Annotated in this window: 11 protein-coding genes; 6 read left to right on the forward strand and 5 right to left on the reverse strand. The window is 71.5% G+C overall.

The annotated features are described in order from the left end of the window. Positions 1–61: 61 nt before the first annotated feature. Positions 62–1924 (reverse strand): RNA polymerase sigma factor, encoded by a 1863-nt coding sequence (locus Pla133_RS01255; RefSeq protein WP_145061566.1) that lies wholly within the window; start codon positions 1922–1924, stop codon positions 62–64. A gap of 248 nt (positions 1925–2172) precedes the next feature. After that, complete coding sequence (locus Pla133_RS01260; protein WP_145061568.1) at positions 2173–4722, reverse strand: FG-GAP repeat domain-containing protein; 2550 nt, start codon at positions 4720–4722, stop codon at positions 2173–2175. Positions 4723–4962: 240 nt separating this feature from the next. Between Pla133_RS01260 and Pla133_RS01265 the strand changes: the two genes are divergently transcribed. Then, positions 4963–5982 carry an FAD:protein FMN transferase gene (locus tag Pla133_RS01265; protein ID WP_145061570.1) on the forward strand — a complete coding sequence of 340 codons (1020 nt, stop codon included), beginning with the start codon at positions 4963–4965 and terminating at the stop codon, positions 5980–5982. 9 nt (positions 5983–5991) lie between these two features. Here Pla133_RS01265 and Pla133_RS01270 read toward each other — a convergent pair whose 3' ends face one another. The 3 genes from Pla133_RS01270 to Pla133_RS01280 form a co-directional block, all read right to left on the reverse strand. Beyond that, positions 5992–7422: a Gfo/Idh/MocA family protein gene (locus tag Pla133_RS01270; RefSeq protein WP_145061572.1), complete on the reverse strand. Its 1431-nt coding sequence runs from the start codon at positions 7420–7422 to the stop codon at positions 5992–5994. A 93-nt stretch (positions 7423–7515) separates the two neighbouring features. Continuing rightward, the gene (locus Pla133_RS01275) at positions 7516–9432 is read right to left on the reverse strand and encodes a hybrid sensor histidine kinase/response regulator (protein WP_145061574.1); all 1917 of its coding nucleotides are present in this window, start codon (positions 9430–9432) and stop codon (positions 7516–7518) included. 73 nt (positions 9433–9505) lie between these two features. After that, positions 9506–10135: a DsbA family oxidoreductase gene (locus Pla133_RS01280; protein WP_145061576.1), complete on the reverse strand. Its 630-nt coding sequence runs from the start codon at positions 10133–10135 to the stop codon at positions 9506–9508. A gap of 298 nt (positions 10136–10433) precedes the next feature. Here Pla133_RS01280 and Pla133_RS25800 point away from each other — a divergent pair, with 298 nt between their 5' ends. The 5 genes from Pla133_RS25800 (at position 10434) to Pla133_RS01305 (ending at position 16267) form a co-directional block, all read left to right on the forward strand. Then, the gene (locus Pla133_RS25800; protein WP_419192016.1) at positions 10434–10952 is read left to right on the forward strand and encodes a helix-turn-helix transcriptional regulator; all 519 of its coding nucleotides are present in this window, start codon (positions 10434–10436) and stop codon (positions 10950–10952) included. Then, complete coding sequence (locus Pla133_RS01290; protein ID WP_145061580.1) at positions 10949–11677, forward strand: ABC transporter ATP-binding protein; 729 nt, start codon at positions 10949–10951, stop codon at positions 11675–11677. Before Pla133_RS25800 ends, Pla133_RS01290 begins: the two co-directional genes overlap by 4 nt. Further along, a complete protein-coding gene (locus Pla133_RS01295) occupies positions 11674–14085 on the forward strand; it encodes an FtsX-like permease family protein (protein WP_145061582.1) in 2412 nt (803 codons plus the stop codon). Before Pla133_RS01290 ends, Pla133_RS01295 begins: the two co-directional genes overlap by 4 nt. Positions 14086–14108: 23 nt before the next feature. Further along, on the forward strand, positions 14109–15581 hold the full coding sequence (locus Pla133_RS01300; protein ID WP_145061584.1) for an alpha/beta fold hydrolase: 1473 nt from the start codon (positions 14109–14111) through the stop codon (positions 15579–15581). Between the two features lie 182 nt (positions 15582–15763). Next, positions 15764–16267, forward strand: coding sequence for a hypothetical protein (locus tag Pla133_RS01305; RefSeq protein ID WP_145061586.1), 504 nt, complete (start codon positions 15764–15766; stop codon positions 16265–16267). Positions 16268–16438 lie beyond the last annotated feature (171 nt).

Consider the following 16438-nt stretch of genomic DNA (forward strand, 5'->3'; position numbering starts at 1 on the left):
CCGCGCGGGACAGAACGCAAGGCTGCCGACTGGACCGATCACCTGATCTTCCCGTTCGGCCTCAGTACGCGATCCGCTTCTGCCAGTCCGGGAACAGGTCGTTCAGGTCCTTGTGGGGCGACTCGACCGGGTTGCCCTCGGCGTCACTCCACGGGAAGCGCTCGACCGAGGTCCTGATGAAGGCGATGCCATCGTCCGGGCGGTCGCTGCCCAATGGGTCGTCGAGCATGTTCGTCATCCGGCATTGATCGAAGACCACCGTGGCCGGGAATGAGAGGGTCGAGAGGTTGGAGTCGACTAGGTCGAACTCGCAGCGCTCGAAGCGCGCGACGATTCCGCCTGTTCCGATGCTGAACAGCGTTCCGTAGCGGGGATGGCGCCCATAGCCACCCTCGAAGACGCTGTCGCGGGCATAGACGGCCAGCTCCTCGGTCCCGAACAGGCAGGAGGCGCCCGCACCCATGTCGAAGCCGATCGCTCGCACGTGGTCGAAGTAGACCGAGGCCGGCTCGCTGCGTAGGGCCAGCAAGTAGGCGTTGTCGGTGAAGACGGTCAGGTCCCTGAACGCGAGGTTCGACAGAGGGGCCTTGGTGCTGAGACTTCCCGCGATCAGCAAGGTTGCGCCCATGCCAGCACCTCGAATTGTCACGTCGCGGGGGAAGGGTTCGAGCTCTCGCATGAGTGCCTGGAGTTGGAAGACGCCCGCGGGCAGCATCAGGGTGGCTCCGTCGGAGAGCAGGCGGTCGGGATGCCTGATGTCGTCGAGCACGCTTACGTTCGGACCCTGCGCCAGCGGCTCGAAGAGCTGGGCGAAAGCCGTCGCGTCCGATACCAGGTCCAACTGAGCGCCGGTCATGCCCAGGTCCATCAGGGCCAAGAGCGAGAGTACCTCGCCCGACTCGGCGAGCCGATCGATGCGGTCCTGGTCCTCCGCTCGACCGCGGCCGATGTGGCCGGGCGCCACGAGTACGACTCCCTTGAAGTGCTCGATGAGCGCTTCAAGCCGTTCCGGGTCGATCTCCTCGCCCCGAACATCGCGCCAGGCCTCGGTCAGCTCTTCACGGGCATAGGCCAAGAGTGCCTCGGAGAAGAGCTCGTCGGAGTCCGTGGCCAGGGCCGCTGCTGCGCGCCGATACGTCTCTGCGTCGCCCGCGACTTCGTCCTCTTGACCCGACGGCGCCGGGGCCTCGACGGAGCCGCGGCTGACCATACCGACGGCTCCGAGCACCGCGCCCGGCTCGGACTCGGGCCACAGGATTGCGAGGGCGACCAACGGGACGGCGAGGGCGAAGAGCTTCATGGCAGGGCTGAGTGTGAGCACGGTTTGCAGGAGCGAGGCGGAAGTGGTGGTGGAGACCAGGGAGCTCTCGGTTGCGAGCAGCGGCGCGAGGCAGCGTGCCCAGGCCAGGCGCTCGCCGCCGTGGCGGGCGTCGAGTCGCTCGCGCAGGCGGTCGAGCCCGACCTTCAAGCGCCAGCGCACGGTGCCCGCCGGCGTCTGGGTGTGGGCCGCGATCTGCGCCGGGCTGCGATCCTCGAAGAAGCGCAGCAGGAGCGTCGAGCGGTAGGGCTCGTCCAACTCACGCACCAGCTCGCAAACCAACGCCCGCAGCTCGTGGCGCTCGCTGAGCTCCTCGGCCGAGGGCATCGCTGCCTCCGGCCGGGCAGCCGCTCGGTCGCGCTCGGACGTCGCGCGGTTGCGGTCGCGTTCGATGCGCTTCCAGGCCACGTTGCGAACCACCGCCCGCAGCCAGGGCCGCAGGGGGCGGTCGCTGGCCGGCGGCCGGCGCAGGGCCGCGAGGACCGCGTCCTGAACCACGTCGTCGGCGACCTGGGCGTCGCGCAGGAGCGCGAGCGCCAGGGAGCGCATCCAGCCCTGCTCCGCGAGCAGGGTCTCGATCGGAATCGTGTCGGTGGCAGCGTGCATGGGGTCTCCACGGACCGACTCCGCCCATGGGCCCGACCGTTGGGGGAATTCTCCGCGAAACCCGCAATGGCCAGGCACCCGCACGGTGCGCGCTGGCGCGCCGCGTGGGCCCCGGATCGGGAGTCGCCCCCGCTGCGGTCGGGCTCTGAGGTGTTGTGCGTCGGGTGCCGAGCCTCCGGCGGGGGGCCCGCGCCGACCTGGACCGGTCCCGGCGCGGCGCCCGATCGGCCCGATCGAGCCGCGCGCGACTACTCCAGGAGCCGGTTGAAGTAGATGACGACGCCAGCGCCTGTCGAGTTGCCCCGCGCCGAGGTCGCCACGTCGCGCGTCCCATCCCCGTCGAGGTCGTCGATCGCGATCCCGGTCAAGTCATGGGCGGAGCTGAACTTCACCGCCGGAGCGAACCCGCCGTCGCCCTCGCCAAGCAGCACCGCGATCCCGTCCCCGGTGTACGAGATGATGGCCAGGTCCGGCACCCCATCCCCATCGAGGTCGTCGACGGCCAATGCCTTGAGGTTCTCGTTCACCGCCTGGGTCTGCGCAAGAGCGAAGGTCCCGTCCCCCGCGCCCAGGTAGATCGACACTCCAGAATCTTGCAACGCGACCAGGTCCAGGTCGCCGTCTGCGTCGACGTCGTCGATTGCGACCGCGACAAGGTACTTGCCCGTATCGATCGTCAGCGCCTGCTTGAAGGAGCCGTTGCCCCACCCGAGGAGCACCGACAGGCTGCCGAGTTGGGCGCTGGCCGTCACCAGATCGAGCGCGCCGTCCCCGTTCAGGTCGCCGATCGCCACGGACCGGGGCTTGGCTCCCACGCCGTAGCCCTTCCGGGGTCCGAAGGTGCCGTCACCCACTCCCAGGAGCACCGAAACGACGCCCCAGGAGTAGTTCGCGATGGCCAAGTCGGGCGCTCCGTCCCCGTTCAGGTCACCGATTGCGACCGACTGAGCCCCGCCGCCGCCCTCGAGGACCAGCTTCGGTGCGAAGGTCCCGTCGCCCGCGCCCAGCAGCACCGACGCCGAGCTGACGGCGGGGCCGCCAGTCGTGACGGCGAGGTCCGGGATCCCGTCCCCGTTCAGGTCACCGGTCGCGATCGAGTTGGGCTTGTACCCCGCAACCCATTCCTGCGATGGCCCGAAGCTCCCATCGCCCGTTCCCAGGCGCACGTAGATGCTATTGGAGACGTCGTTAGCGACCGCGAGGTCACGGACCCCGTCCCCGTCGAAGTCGTCGATCGCGACCGCTCGGGGGTTGGGGCCCGCCGCCAAGAGCGGCGTCACGGTGAAGGTGCCGCCGCCCGCGCCGAGCAGGACCGTGACGGAAGTAGAGCCGTGGAATTTGGCGATGGCGAGATCGCGGACCCCATCGCCGTCCAGGTCGTCGACGGCGAACGCGCCGGGGTATTGGTGGACCGCCGAGACCTGCGCGGGAGCGAACGCTCCGCCACCCGCACCCAGCAGGACGGACACGTTCGACGCGTCGCGGTTCGCGAGCGCCAGGTCCGGCAGCCCGTCGCCGTTCAGGTCGTCGACCACCAGCGCGCGGGGATCGCCACCCGCCGGCAGGTTCTGGGCCGGCGAGAAGGTGCCGTCCCCCGCGCCGAACAGGACCGACACGTCTTCGGAACTCGCGTTCCCGACGGCCAGGTCCGTCGCGCCATCCCCGTCGAGGTCCGCCGCCGCGATGGCATAGGGACCATCGCCCGCCGCGCTGAACAGCGCCGGAGCGAAGGTCCCGTCGCCCGCGCCCAACAAGAGGGCGACGTCGCCCGAGAGCTCGTTGGCGACCACGAGGTCGAGCCGGCCGTCGCCGTTCAGGTCGTCGATCGTCAGCGCGCGTGGAAATCCGCCCGCCGGGAAGCTCTGCGCCGGACCGAACGTGCCATCCCCGAGCCCCAGCAGCACCGACACGTCGTCGGACGGACCGTTGGCGACGGCCAAGTCGAGCGCGCCGTCCCCGTTCAGGTCACCGACGGCCATGTCGAAGGGCGTGCTCCCGGTCGTGAAGCCGAGATGCGGACCGAACGTCCCGTCGCCCGCACCGAGGAGGACCGAGACGGTGTCGGTGCTCACGTTGGTGACGGCGACGTCGAGCGCGCCGTCCCCGTTCAGGTCCGCGAGCGCCAGGGAATCGGGTCCAAGCCCGGCCGGAAAGTTCTGGGCCGCGCCGAACGACCCGTCACCCACGCCCAAGAGCACCGACACGTCGCCCGAGCCGTAGTTGGACACGACCAGGTCGGGCACGCCGTCACCGTCCAGGTCGTCGAGGGCGACCTCCTTCGGAGACACCCCCGCCGAGTATTGCGCGAGGGGGAAGAGGGGGCCGTCGGCGCTCCCGAAGACGACGCGGAGCGCCTGGGTGAACGCGACGCCGCCCTGCGCCGCGGGGTCGGCGACGGCCGCCTGGAAGACCAGTTGCAGTCCGCACCAGGAGGGCGGCACCGCGGCCAACTGGGCGATCGGCGGCGAGTCGCCTTGGCCGTCGAGGAAGAACGCGGCCAACAACGACGGCTGCCCCGGATAGGCGGTCGCGCCGAAGGCCGGGAGCGCGAGGGCGCCCGCGACCGGGCTGAAGAAGAGCGCCCCGAAGGCGTTCGGCGCGCCGCTCGTCACCTCGAGGAGGATGGGCCCACCGAGCACCGGTAGCCCCTGCGCCTTCAGGGCCGGAACGCCGGCGGAGCCGGGGGTGCCCTGGCCCAGGGCCTCGAGGGTCGGGCCAGCGCCGCAGCCCGACTGGGCGGAGGCCAGGGCGGGGAGGGTCGCGAGCAGGGCGGCGGCGAGCGGAGTGCGGATGGTCATCGGTGCCATGGGGCGAAGGTGTCGGACGAAGCGAAAGGTGTGGACAAAGGTGTCGAGTGGACTCCCACACCATGGCAGGCCCGTCGCGCGAGCGGGGCTGGTTTCCGCACGACTTCGCCGCTCCCCGCGGGTGCGGGGCACGTTCGAGCTGTGTACGGATCCGGCGGTCGCCGCCGTCGGTGACCGACCGGCTAGGGTGTCGGAACGGGCGACCGCGAAGCGAGCGCTCGCCCCACACCCGTGACCTGCATCGACGCGATTCGGACCCTGTCGGTCCTGTTGCCCTTGGCCGCCTGCCAGCTCGGCGGTTCGGCAACCGAACCGCCGCCGCGGGAGCACACCCGGTCGGCCCACCTGTTCGGAACGCGGTTCGAGTTGCGGCTCGCCGGGCCGGATGCGGCGGCCCTCGACGCGGCGGCGAGCGCGGCCCTGGCCGAAGGCGAGCGCCTCGAGGCGCTCGTCAGTGGCTGGGTCGAGGGATCGGGGCTGATGCGGTTCAATGACTCCGCTCGGGTAGCCGGGCGCTTCGAGGTGACTCCCGAGCTGGCGCGCCTGGTCGAGCAGGCGCAGTCCTGGTGCCACGCGAGCGGTGGCGCCGTGGACCCGACGGTCGGCGCGCTGCTCGAGCTCTACGGCTACTACGACGGCGGCGGCGCGGCACCCTTGCCTGAGGAATTGGCCACGACCCTCGAGCGGGTGGGTTGCGACGCGCTGCGAGTGGAAGGGCACGCCCTCGTCACCACCGTGGACGGCGTGCGCCTGGACCTGGGTGCGGTGGCCAAGGGCTTCACCGTCGACCGCATGGCCGCGCTGCTGCGCGCGGCGGGCGTCGAGGACGCGGTGATCAGCGCCGGCGGCAGCTCGGTCTTGGCCTTTGGTGGCGAGCCCGGCGGCGTCGGCTGGCCGCTCGTGGTGGACCCCGGCGCGGGGCCCGAGATCTGGCGCCTGCGCGACGAGGCGGTGGGCATCTCCGGCCAGCTCTCCGAGCCGGTCTTCGTGGACGGCCGCCTGGTCAGCCACCTGATCGACCCGCGCAGCGGCCTGCCGGTGGACCACGACACCCTGCAGGTCGCCGTGCGCGCCGCCAACGCGACCGACGCCGACCTGGCCTCGACCGCGCTCCTCGTGCTCGGCACCGAGGCCGCCGCCGCCTGGCTGGCCGATCCCGCGGCCTGCCCATCGATCCTCGCCGTCACGCTCACCGACGTGGCACGGGCCGATCGGACTGCGCGAGAGATCGCCCGTCTGCGCGCCCGCTGACGGGGGGTCTCAGCCCCCGGTCGGCTCGGGCGCGAAGCCGACGTCCTCGAGCGTCACGCGCCGGCCCGTGCGGTAGGACTCGGCGCTCATGATCGCGGCGATGGTCGACGTGCGCGCCACCTCGAGCGGCGCCGTCGGCGTGGAGCGCTCGCGCACGCTCGTGAAGAAGTTCTCGAGGTGCAGGCGCGTGGTGTCGAAGGTGCCGTCGCTGCGGGTCGTCCCGCCGGCCCCGCGACCGGCCAGCCACAGCTCGCTGGCCTTGCCCTCCATGGCCTTGGCCGCGGCCGGATCCTTCAGGTGGATCATCGGCCTGCGCGGGTCGAGCTTGCCCTCCTCCAAGGAGTCGGCGTAGCGCTCGGAGAAGCGGTCCGGGTAGACCTCCAGCTCCCACGAAACGTGCATCGTTCCCTCGCTGCCGTAGAGCCAGGTCCCGGGCACGCCGAAGGAGTTGGAGTCGGTCTGCATGTAGTTGACGCTGATCCCGGCGTCGGGGTACTCGACGTTGGCGGACAGCACGTCCGGCGTCTCGCGCGCGCCGCCCCAGTGGTAGACGCCGCCCGAGGCCGTGGCGCTGGCGGGCAGGCCCAGACCCACCACGAACTCGATCGCGTCGACCGAGTGCGACTGGTTGTCGCCGCAGACGCCGTTGCCGTAGTCCCAGAACTTGCGCCACTCGAAGTAGCGCTCGGCGTCGTACTCGCGCTCCGGCGCGATGCCGGCCAGGAACAGCTCCCACTCCACGTCTGCGCGCTCGGGCGCCGGGCCGTACTCCAAGAGCGGATGCCGCAGCGCGCCGTTGGAGCCGTGGCGGTGGACTTCCATGCGCGCCAGGCGCACCTCGCCGATCCAGCCCCGCTCGACGATCGCCTTGGCCTGGCGGTAGAGCTCGTTCTCGCGCAGCTGGTAGCCGACCTGGACGATGCGACCGTGCTTGGCGACCGCCGCCTCGAGCGAGCGCAGCTGGTCGGCCGTGTTCGCGGCGCACTTCTCGACGTACACGTCGCAGCCGGCCTCGACCGCCGCCTGGGCGATCGGCGCGTGGGAGAAGTCGGGCGTGGCGACCACCACGGCGTCGAGATCCTCGCGCTCGAGCATCAGGCGGTAGTCGCGATACTCGGTGGGGCGGTCGTGGACCTTCGAGACCGCGTCGCTCGCGGTGCGCAGGTTGCCGAGGAAAGTGTCGCAGACGGCGACCAACTCGACCCCGCTGATGGTCTGGTCGGTGGCGTTGGCCAGCTCGCTCGGATAGCCCATGCGAGCCATCAGGTTGCTGCCCCGACGGCCGGGTCCGACGATCCCGACCCGCAGGGCGTCGTCGATGCGCCAGCGGCCGAGCTTGGGCCTCGATCCGGTCAGGACGCTCGGGAGGAACGCCGCACCGGCCAAGGAGAGACCCGCGTCGCGCAGGACGTCGCGGCGGGTGGGGGAGGGTTTCGACATCGAGGGGAGCGCGATTCGAAGTTGGATTGGGCGAGCGGTGCCGAGTCTAGCACGGCCTGGCGTCGCACCCGGCGCGACCCGCGCGGAGCCGGCTCAGTCCAGCGCGGCCGCCGCCTCACGCAGGACCGCCTCGAGGTCGGCCAGGCGGAAGGGCTTCTCGAGGAAGCCGCTCATGCCGGCGGCGCGGCAGTCGGCAGCGCCCTGCTCGGACACGTCGGCCGAGAGGGCCACGATCCGCGGGCAGTGGCAGCCGAGGCGTTCGGTCAGCTCGACCGTGGCTTCGAGCCCGTCCATCTCGGGCATGTGGATGTCCATCAGGACCAGGTCGAAGGGGCTCTCGACACAGGCGCGCAGGGCCTCGCGCCCGTTCTCGACCATGGTCGCGGTCAAGCCCAGGCGCCGCAGCATGCCGCTCGCCACCCGTTGGTTGATGGGGTTGTCTTCCGCGACGAGGACACGCAGGTGGGCGATGGCCGCGTCCAACGCCGGCTCGACCGACGCGGCTTCCGGGCCGGTGGTCGCCGCGGCCTCGGCCGGCAGACGCAGCTCGAAGGTCGAGCCGCGGCCCACGACGCTGCTGACCTCGATCGTGCCACCGAGCAGGACCGCGAGCTGGCGACTGATCGTCAGCCCCAGGCCAGTTCCGCCGTGGGTGCGCGAGATCGTCGCATCCTCCTGGCGGAAGCCGTCCCAGATGGCCGCGGTGTCGAGGATGCCCTTGCCGCTGTCGACGACGGTGAAGACCAGCTGGGCCGCTTCCCCGTCGTCGCCCAAACGAGCCCGGAGCTCGACCCGGCCCTGGTCCGTGAACTTGACCGCGTTGGAGACGAGGTTGACCAAGATCTGTCGCAGGCGGTGGGGATCGGTGACGAACCGGCGCCCGTCGTCGATTGAACTCTCGGCCACCAGGTCGACGCCCTTGTTCCGCGCCAGCTCCGTGAACAGGCTCGCGGTGGACTCGATCAACGGGCCGACGTCCGTCGGCTGCCAGTCGAGTGCCAGCTCCCCGGCTTCGATCTTGGTCAGGTCGAGGATGTCGTTGATCAACACCAGCAGGTGCTCGCCCGAGTGGGTGATCATCGACAGCAACTCGCGCTGCTCGGTGCTGAGCTCGGTGCCCTCGAGCACCTGCAACAGACCCAGCACGCCATTGAGCGGCGTGCGGATCTCGTGCGACATCGTGGCCAGGAACATGCTCTTGGCCCGCGTCGCCTCCTTGGCCTCGAGCTCGGCTCGCTTCTGCGCGGTGATGTCGGTATGCGTTCCGGTGAAGCGCACCGCGTTGCCATCGCCATCGCGGCGCACCACCTTGCCGCGGTCGAGGATGTAGACCCACGATCCGTCCTTGTGCCGCATCCGGTGGACGTTCTCGTACGCCGGGGTGCGCTCCTCGATGTGCGCCTGGATGTCGGCGAAGCAGGCATCCAGATCGTCCGGGTGCACACGGCTCTGCCACGAGCCGAGGTTGAAGGGGATCTCCGAGAGATCGTGCCCCAGCATCTGGGCCCAACGCTCGTTGAACTGGACGGCTCCGGTCTGAGGGTTCCAGTCCCACATTCCGAGCTGCGTGCCCTCCAGCACCAGCTCGAGTCGCTCGGTCTTCTGGGCCAGGGCGTACTCGGCATTGAGGGCCGCGCCCAGATCGACCGCTGTGGCGGTGCAGGTGGCCGGCCCGTCGCCGTCCGGCACGACGTGCACCGAGAGATCGAACCAGCGCGAGTCGCGCAACTCCAGGGTCAGGTCCACTTGACCGACCTGCACGGTGAACTCGGAACTGTCGCCGCCCCGGGCCAGGGCCTCGTCGACCTGTCGGCGGCCCGCGGGGGTCAACAGGTCGTCGAGCCGTAGCTCCTCGGTCTCCAGGGAGTCCGGGTCCCCGCCCAGGTGCCGCAACAGTGACGCGGCCCCCGCGGTCAAGGGTCGACCGGGAACCTCGACCCAGGCGATCCGCTCGATCGGCGGCGGCGACGTGGGGCCGGGTTCCAGGGGAAAGGGAGAGGTGCGGGACATGGAGCCGAGTCGTCGCTATCGAGCGCCGCTCCGGGCCTTCCGTAGTCCGTCCGCGGCTCGACCCCCGCGAATCTCAGCTCCGCAACAGCTGTCGCAGCAGTTCGGGGGGTTGCGCGCCCGAGAGCCCCCTCGACCCGTCGACCACGAAAGTCGGGACCGAGCCGATACCGAGCGACACCGCCCGGGCCTCGTCCCCGCGGACCTGTTCGGCGAAGGCGTCGCCGGCGAGGAGCTGCGCGACGGGCTCGGGCTCGAGGCCGACCTCCTCGGCCAGCCGCGCGAGCTCGGCGGTCTCGCCGATGGCCACGCCCTCGGTCATGTAGGCCGCCATCAGGCGCTCCTGCATCGCGCCGGCCAGGTCGCTCAGACGCGCGAGGGCCACCAGGCGGTGGGCGTCGAAGGTGTTGCCCGGCTGGATCGCGTCGAAGTCGAAGGCCAGACCCTCGGCGGCCGCGGTGTCGACCATGCGATCGATCATGCCCTGGGCCTCTTGAAGGGAGGTGTCGTACTTGCGGGCCAAGCGCTCGGCGTAGGTCCGATCGGCAGTGATCCGTCGCGGGGCCGAGGGGTCGAGCTCGAAGGCGCGCCACTGGACTTCAGGTGGCTGGTCGAGGCCGGCCAGGGCGGCTTCCAGCCGCCGTTTGCCTACGTAGCACCAGGGGCAGGCGATGTCGGACCAGACCTCGAGGGTGGGGGACTGCATGGCGCGCGGGGTTGCGGTGGCGGGGCGTCGGTGGCGCGGGGCGTACGGTGGCGCGGGACGTACGGTGGCGGGACCCTTTGTCCCACCGGCGCGCAACATCGTCGGCAAAGCCGACGGTGTTGCGCGCCGGTGGGACAAAGGGTCCCGCCACCGTACGTCCCGCGCCACCGTACGTCCCGCGCCACCGACTGCTCACAAACCACCGCGGCGCAGGGGCTTGGGCCACCACATCGGATCGCCGGCGACTCCCTTCGGGAATACTCGGTATGCATACGCGGTAATCGTCGCGGAGCAGCCCATGACGATCCGCAACAGCCTCCTGGCCCTGTTGGCCGAGCAGCCCGCCCACGGCTACGGGCTCAAGTCCGCCTTCGAGCAGCGCACGGCCGGGACCTGGTCCCTGAACGTGGGCCAGGTCTATACCACCCTCACGCGGCTCGAGCGCGACGGCCTGGTCGAGCCCGCGGCGGGCGGCGAGGGCCAGAAGCAGACCTGGCGCATCACCGACGCCGGCCGCACGGTCCTGCGCGACTGGCTCGACGCGCCGGTCCTGGCCGACCCGCCGCCGCGGGACGAGTTGGTGCTGAAGGTGCTCCTGGCCACGGCCACCGACTCGATCGACCTGGGGCCGATCCTGCACTCCCAGCGCGTCGCGACCCTCGAGCGGTTGCAGCGGCTGACGCGGCTCAAGGCCAAGGCCGATCCCGACCAGGAGCTGGCTTGGACCCTCCTGCTCGACGCGTTGGTGCTCGACGCCCAGGCCCAGATCCAGTGGCTCGACCTGTGCGAGGCGCGCATCGCGGAGCGCGACCGATGAGCGCGTCGGACGAGCCCGTGCTCGCGCTCGAGGCCCTCGAGCGCGTCCATGGCAGCGGCGAGCAGGCGGTCCGTGCGCTGGGGCCGATCGACCTGACGGTCGCGCGCGGTGAGTTCGTCGCCGTGATGGGGCCGTCGGGGTCGGGCAAGTCGACGCTCTTGGCCCTCGCCGGCGCCCTCGACGATCCCACCGGCGGCCGCGTGTGCGTGCACGGTCACGACCTTGCGCGCCTCTCGGCTCGGGACCTCGCCGCCCTGCGACGGCGCAGCATCGGCTACGTGTTCCAGGACCTGAACCTGCTGCCGGGCCTGTCCGCCCTCGAGAACGTGGCCCTGCCGCTCGAGCTCGACGGCGTGCGCCAACGGCACGCGCGCGCCGAGGCCCTCGCGACCCTGCAGCGGGTGCGCATCGACCACCTCGCCGCCCGCTTCCCCGACGACCTCTCCGGCGGCGAGCGCCAGCGGGTCGCCATCGCCCGCGCGATCGTCGGTCCGCGCACGTTGATGCTGGCTGACGAGCCCACCGGCGCCCTCGACTCGGTCACCGGCGAACGGGTCATGCGCCTGTTGCGCGGGGCCTGCGACGACGGGCGCTCGGTGGTCCTGGTGACCCACGACGCGTCCCACGCGGCCTGGGCCGACCGGGTGCTGCACCTGCGCGACGGCCTGTGGTTCGAGCCCGCCGTCGCCGACGCCGCAGCCCGCTTCGACGGAGTCGGCAGTTGAAGGCCCTGCGAGCCCTGCGCGCCCTGGCGCGGGTGGAGCTGCGCGACCTGGGCCGCCACCGCGGTCGATCGCTGCTGGTGATCCTGCTCGTGGCCGTGCCGGTCGCGGCCCTGACCGGGGCCGGCGCCCTGGTGCGGACCATGTCGCCCACCTTGGAGGAGCAGCGCGCCGCGCGCTTCGGGAGCGCCGACCTGCGCGTCGAGTACGGCTCGCCTGAACAGGCGGCCGCGATGCGAGCGAGCCTGGGACCTGGCGCGCGCACCACGACGCTCGGCTACGGCGTGCTGGCCGCCGGCCAGCGCGGGGCGAAGGTCGATGCCCTGGCTGTCGAGGCCGACCTGAACGACGGTGACCTGGGCCTGTTGACGGGGCTACTGCGGATCACCGCCGGGCGTGCGCCCGCGGCGCCGGACGAGCTGGCCCTGTCGCCCAACGTGGCGACGGCCCTGGGCGTGGCCCCCGGCGACAGCGTGGACATCGACGGCCATCGGGGACGAGTCAGTGGTCTGGTGGTCAGTCCGGAGCGCTTGGGCGACCCCATCGTCCTGCGCCCACTGCAGTCGGGTCGTGGCGGAGCGGGGACGCTCCTGGCCGCCGCGCCCGCGGCCGAACTCGACCGCGCCGTGCGCGGCCTGACCGAACTCGGTGCAAGGCCCGAGCTGCGCGGGGAGCTCGATCCCGCCGACGGCTTCGAGGCCGCCGTGCTGTTCGTCGTCGGCGGGCTCGGCTTCGTCGAAGCGGCGCTCGTGGTGGCCGCTGCCTTCGCGGTGGGTCTGCGCCGGCGTCAGCGCGAACTCGGACTGTTGGCGGCCAGCGGTGCCCCCGGTCGACTGCTCGGGCCGGGCCTGCTCGCCGCGCCGTTGGTGCTGGCCCTGCTCGGCTCGGCTGCAGGGGTCGCCGTGGGCCTCGCCGCGGCGTGGCTCGCCCATCCACTGCTCGACGGCTGGAACCAGCGCCTGAACGGTCCCTTCGAGGTATCGCTCGCGCACCTGCTGGGCGGCGTGGCGCTCGGCCTGGTGGCCGCGAGCCTGGCGGCGCTGCTCCCGATCTGGACGGCCCTGCGCGTGCCCGTGCGCACGGCCCTCTCCGGCCGTCGCCCCCCGGCCGGTCGCGCGCGGGGTTGGCTGGCCCTCGGCCTGGCGTTGGTCGTCTCGGGCGTGCTCGTGCTCGCCATCGGGCTGCGCCTCGAGGGCGCGATCAACGTTGTCGCGATCCTGGCCGGATCCGTCCTGGGGGTGCTCGGCCTGGGCTCGGCGAGTCCGTGGCTGCTCGAGGCCCTGAGCCGCAGAGCCACGCGCCTGACGCCCGCTTGGCGCCTCGCCGTACGCGACGCCGGCCGCTTCCGCGCGCGCAACGCGCCTGTGGTGACCGCGGTGCTGGCGGGCCTCTCGGCGAGCCTGTTGCTCGCGGCCCTCTCGTCGAGCGTCGAGGCCTTCGTCGGTCAGGTCGTGCCGACCCTGCGCGCGGACCAGTTGCTGGTCGAGGGCCCGGGCGCCGGTCGCGTGGCCGCCGAGCTGGCCGCGGAGCTGAACGGCGAGGCCGCGGCGCTGCAAGCAGTGGTGAGCGGCGGGCAACCGGTCATGGCGCGTCCCTCCGGCGACGGCGGTGGCGCCGGGACCTGGTTGGCCGTCGGCGACGCCGATCTGCTGCGGGCCATGGCGATCGAGGTCGCCGACTTCGCCGCTAGCGGCGTCGTGTGGCTCCGGCGTCCCGCGGGCGCAGTCGATCACCTGCCCGCCGAGCTCGAGCTGCTGGGCGGGGTCGAAGTCATCGCGCGCCTGCCCACTCGCACCCTCGACGAAGCGCAGCCGTCGCGCACGCCGCTCGCCCTCTTGCCGGTGGCGATGGTCGAGCAGCTCGGTCTGGAAGTCGGCGCGGCGCAGCGCGGGCGGCCGGCGCCCTGGATCGTGCGCGCGAGGGGGCCCGTCGACGCGGCCCGCTTCGAGCGGGCGCGCCAGCTCGCGGCCCAGGTGCCGGGCACCACCGTCGACGCCGAGCTGCTGCGCACGAACCCCACCCTCTCGACCCTCGCGATCGCCCTGGCCCTGTCCATGGCCACGGGGCTGCTGGTGATCTTCATCGCCACGGCCCTCTCCGCCGTGGAGTCCGCCGACGACGCGCGCACCCTCCAAGCGGTCGGCGCGCCGCCGGCGCTGCTGCACGGCACCCAGGCCGCGCGCGCCGCTTACCTGGCGTTGTTGGGCTCCGCCCTGGCGATCCCGGGCGGATTGCTGCCGGGATTCGGCCTGGTCGAGCTGGCCGAAGTGCCGCTCGAGTTCGCCCTGCCCTGGCGCGTGATGGCCATCGTCCTGATCGGCATGCCGACCCTCGCCTGGCTGGGCGCTTGGTCGGCGAGTCGAGTGCGTCCGCTGTTCACCGATCGTCGGCCACTCGTGGCCGCCGAGTAGCCCCGATCGAAAGTTACAGACCCATGATCGCGCCCAACCTCACGCTCCTGGCCGCCGCGGCCCTTTCAGCCTCGCCCCAGGCGTCGAATTCCTTCGGTCTCGAGCTCGAGCCCTACACGGCCTTCGGACCCGGTGGCGTCGAGCTGGTCGGGGAACGTGGACACTTCGACGTGCCCCTCGACCACGGCGACCCGGACGGCCCGACGCTCGAGCTGGCCTTCGTGCGCTTCCCCAGCACCAATCCGGATCCCGGTCCGCCGATCGTGTTCCTGGCCGGCGGCCCGGGCGCGTCGGGGATCGACTACTGCGTCGGCCCGGCCGCGGGGCGCACCCTGCGGCTCTTGGACCACGGTGACGTGATCGGCCTCGACCAGCGCGGCACCGGGCAGAGCGAGCCCGACTTCGACGCCGGACCGCAGTTCGTGGTCGAGCTGGATCCCGGGCGGGTCTACACCCGCGACGAGATCGGCGTGGCCTACGCCGAGCTCGTCGGGCGCGCCGCCGACCACTGGCGCGAAGCCGGCTTCGACCTGGCGCACTTCAACACCACCCAGAACGCCGCCGACGTGGACGCCCTGCGCCGGGCGCTGGGGCTGGAGCAGATCGTGCTCTACGGCTCGAGCTACGGCTCGCACCTGGGTCTCGAAGTCCTGCGCCGTCACCCCGACGGCGTGGCCCGCGCGCTGCTCGGCAAGGTCGAGGGTCCGGACCAGACCTACAAGCTGCCGAGCACGACCCAGCGCTTCCTGGAGCAGCTCGGTGAGCTGGTGCGCGCGGACCCGGGCGTCGCGGAGCAGATGCCGGACCTGGTGGGGACGGTCGCGAAGCTGTTGACGCAGCTAGAAGAAGAGCCGGCCCTGGTCGAGGTGGAGCGCAATGGCGAGGCGCTGCGCGTGCTGGTCAGCGCCTTGGACCTGCGCACGATGATCGCCGAGAGCCTGGGCCTGGCCTTCAGCATCGTCGAGCTGCCGGCCCAGATCGCCGCCCTGGCCGCCGGGGACTGGAGTTCGATGGGGGACTACACCCTGTCCAATCGGCGCCTCGAAGTTTGGTCACCGATGGCGATCGCCATGGACTGCGCCTCGGGCGCTTCCAAGCGCCGCGCGGCACAGATCCGGCGCGAGCGCCGCGACCCCGCCAACCTCTTGAGTGACGCGGTCAACGGTCCCTATCCGGACCTGTGTGAGTCCTGCGGTGCCGGCGACGTGGGAGACGACTTTCGCAAGGGCGCGCGGTGTGAAGTGCCGGTGCTGTTCGTCAGCGGGACCATCGACGCGCGCACGCCGCCAGCGAACGTGGAAGAGATCCTCGAGCACTTCCCCGCTGCCGTGCACGTGATCTGTCAGAACGCCGGCCACGAGCCGATCGAGATCCTCTCGCGCGAGTACGTGGACCTGGCGCGGGCGTTTCTGGACGGCGAGGCGGTCGAGAGCGTCACGCTGGAGCTACCCCAGCCGCGCTTCAAGCCGATCGAGGTCGTGCGAGAAGAGCCGTAGCGTGTCGTGGGACGTACGGTGGCTGGACGTACGGTTGGACGTACGGTGGCGGGACCATTTGTCCCACCGGGCGCAGTATCGCCGGCAAAGCCGGCGATACTGCGCGCCGGTGGGACAAATGGTCCCGCCACCGTACGTCCAACCGTACGTCCCACCACCGTGTCCCGCTGCGCTCGCTCGCCATGTCCAACCTCCTCGTGTTGGCGTCCCTCCTTACGCCGCTTGCCATTCCTTCCCCCGTTGCTCCGCCCGGCCAGGCCACGACCCTCGGTGGCGGCTGCCAATCCCAATTCACCTCGTCCGAGTACAACGGCTCGGGAGTCAACCCGGACATCCTGGACAGCGCCTTTGGGCCGTTCATCGTGCCGGGTTTCACCGGTTCTTGGGATACCTGCACCGACTTCTCAGCCTTCACGCCTGGCAGCCTGGCGATTCTCGCCGTCGGCTTCGGCGCGACTAGCGGCATCGTCCTCGACGGCGGCGAGATCCTCGTCGACCCGACGCTCCCGACGATCAATTACTTCTACTTCATCGGCGGTGCGGAGCTCGAGTGCCTGTCGCCCGGGATCACCTACGATCCCGTGCTCTGTGGGCTCGACGTCTATGCCCAGTGGGTCATCTTCGACGGGTTGCCGGCCGGCTACACGCTGACCAACGCGATTCACGGCACGATCGGCTCGGTCTGAGTCGACTTGCTATCGGGACGTACGGTGGCGTGGGACGTACGGTTGGACGTACGGTGGCGGGATCATTTGTCCCACCGGCGCGCAGTATCGCCGGCTTTGCCGGCGATACTGCGCCCGGTGGGACAAATGATCCCGCCACCGTACGTCCAACCGTACGTCCCACGCCACCGC

Origin of the sequence: Engelhardtia mirabilis, assembly GCF_007748095.1 — a bacterium.
In the GTDB taxonomy this organism is placed as follows: domain Bacteria; phylum Planctomycetota; class UBA1135; order UBA1135.

Coding starts and splice junctions, on each gene's coding strand:
- Pla133_RS01255 (WP_145061566.1), bottom strand. CDS start 1,924: ATGCACGCTGCCACCGACACGATTCCGATCGAGACCCTGCTCGCGGAG.
- Pla133_RS01260 (WP_145061568.1), bottom strand. CDS start 4,722: ATGACCATCCGCACTCCGCTCGCCGCCGCCCTGCTCGCGACCCTCCCC.
- Pla133_RS01270 (WP_145061572.1), bottom strand. CDS start 7,422: ATGTCGAAACCCTCCCCCACCCGCCGCGACGTCCTGCGCGACGCGGGT.
- Pla133_RS01275 (WP_145061574.1), bottom strand. CDS start 9,432: ATGTCCCGCACCTCTCCCTTTCCCCTGGAACCCGGCCCCACGTCGCCG.
- Pla133_RS01280 (WP_145061576.1), bottom strand. CDS start 10,135: ATGCAGTCCCCCACCCTCGAGGTCTGGTCCGACATCGCCTGCCCCTGG.
- Pla133_RS25800 (WP_419192016.1), top strand. CDS start 10,434: ATGACGATCCGCAACAGCCTCCTGGCCCTGTTGGCCGAGCAGCCCGCC.
- Pla133_RS01290 (WP_145061580.1), top strand. CDS start 10,949: ATGAGCGCGTCGGACGAGCCCGTGCTCGCGCTCGAGGCCCTCGAGCGC.
- Pla133_RS01300 (WP_145061584.1), top strand. CDS start 14,109: ATGATCGCGCCCAACCTCACGCTCCTGGCCGCCGCGGCCCTTTCAGCC.
- Pla133_RS01305 (WP_145061586.1), top strand. CDS start 15,764: ATGTCCAACCTCCTCGTGTTGGCGTCCCTCCTTACGCCGCTTGCCATT.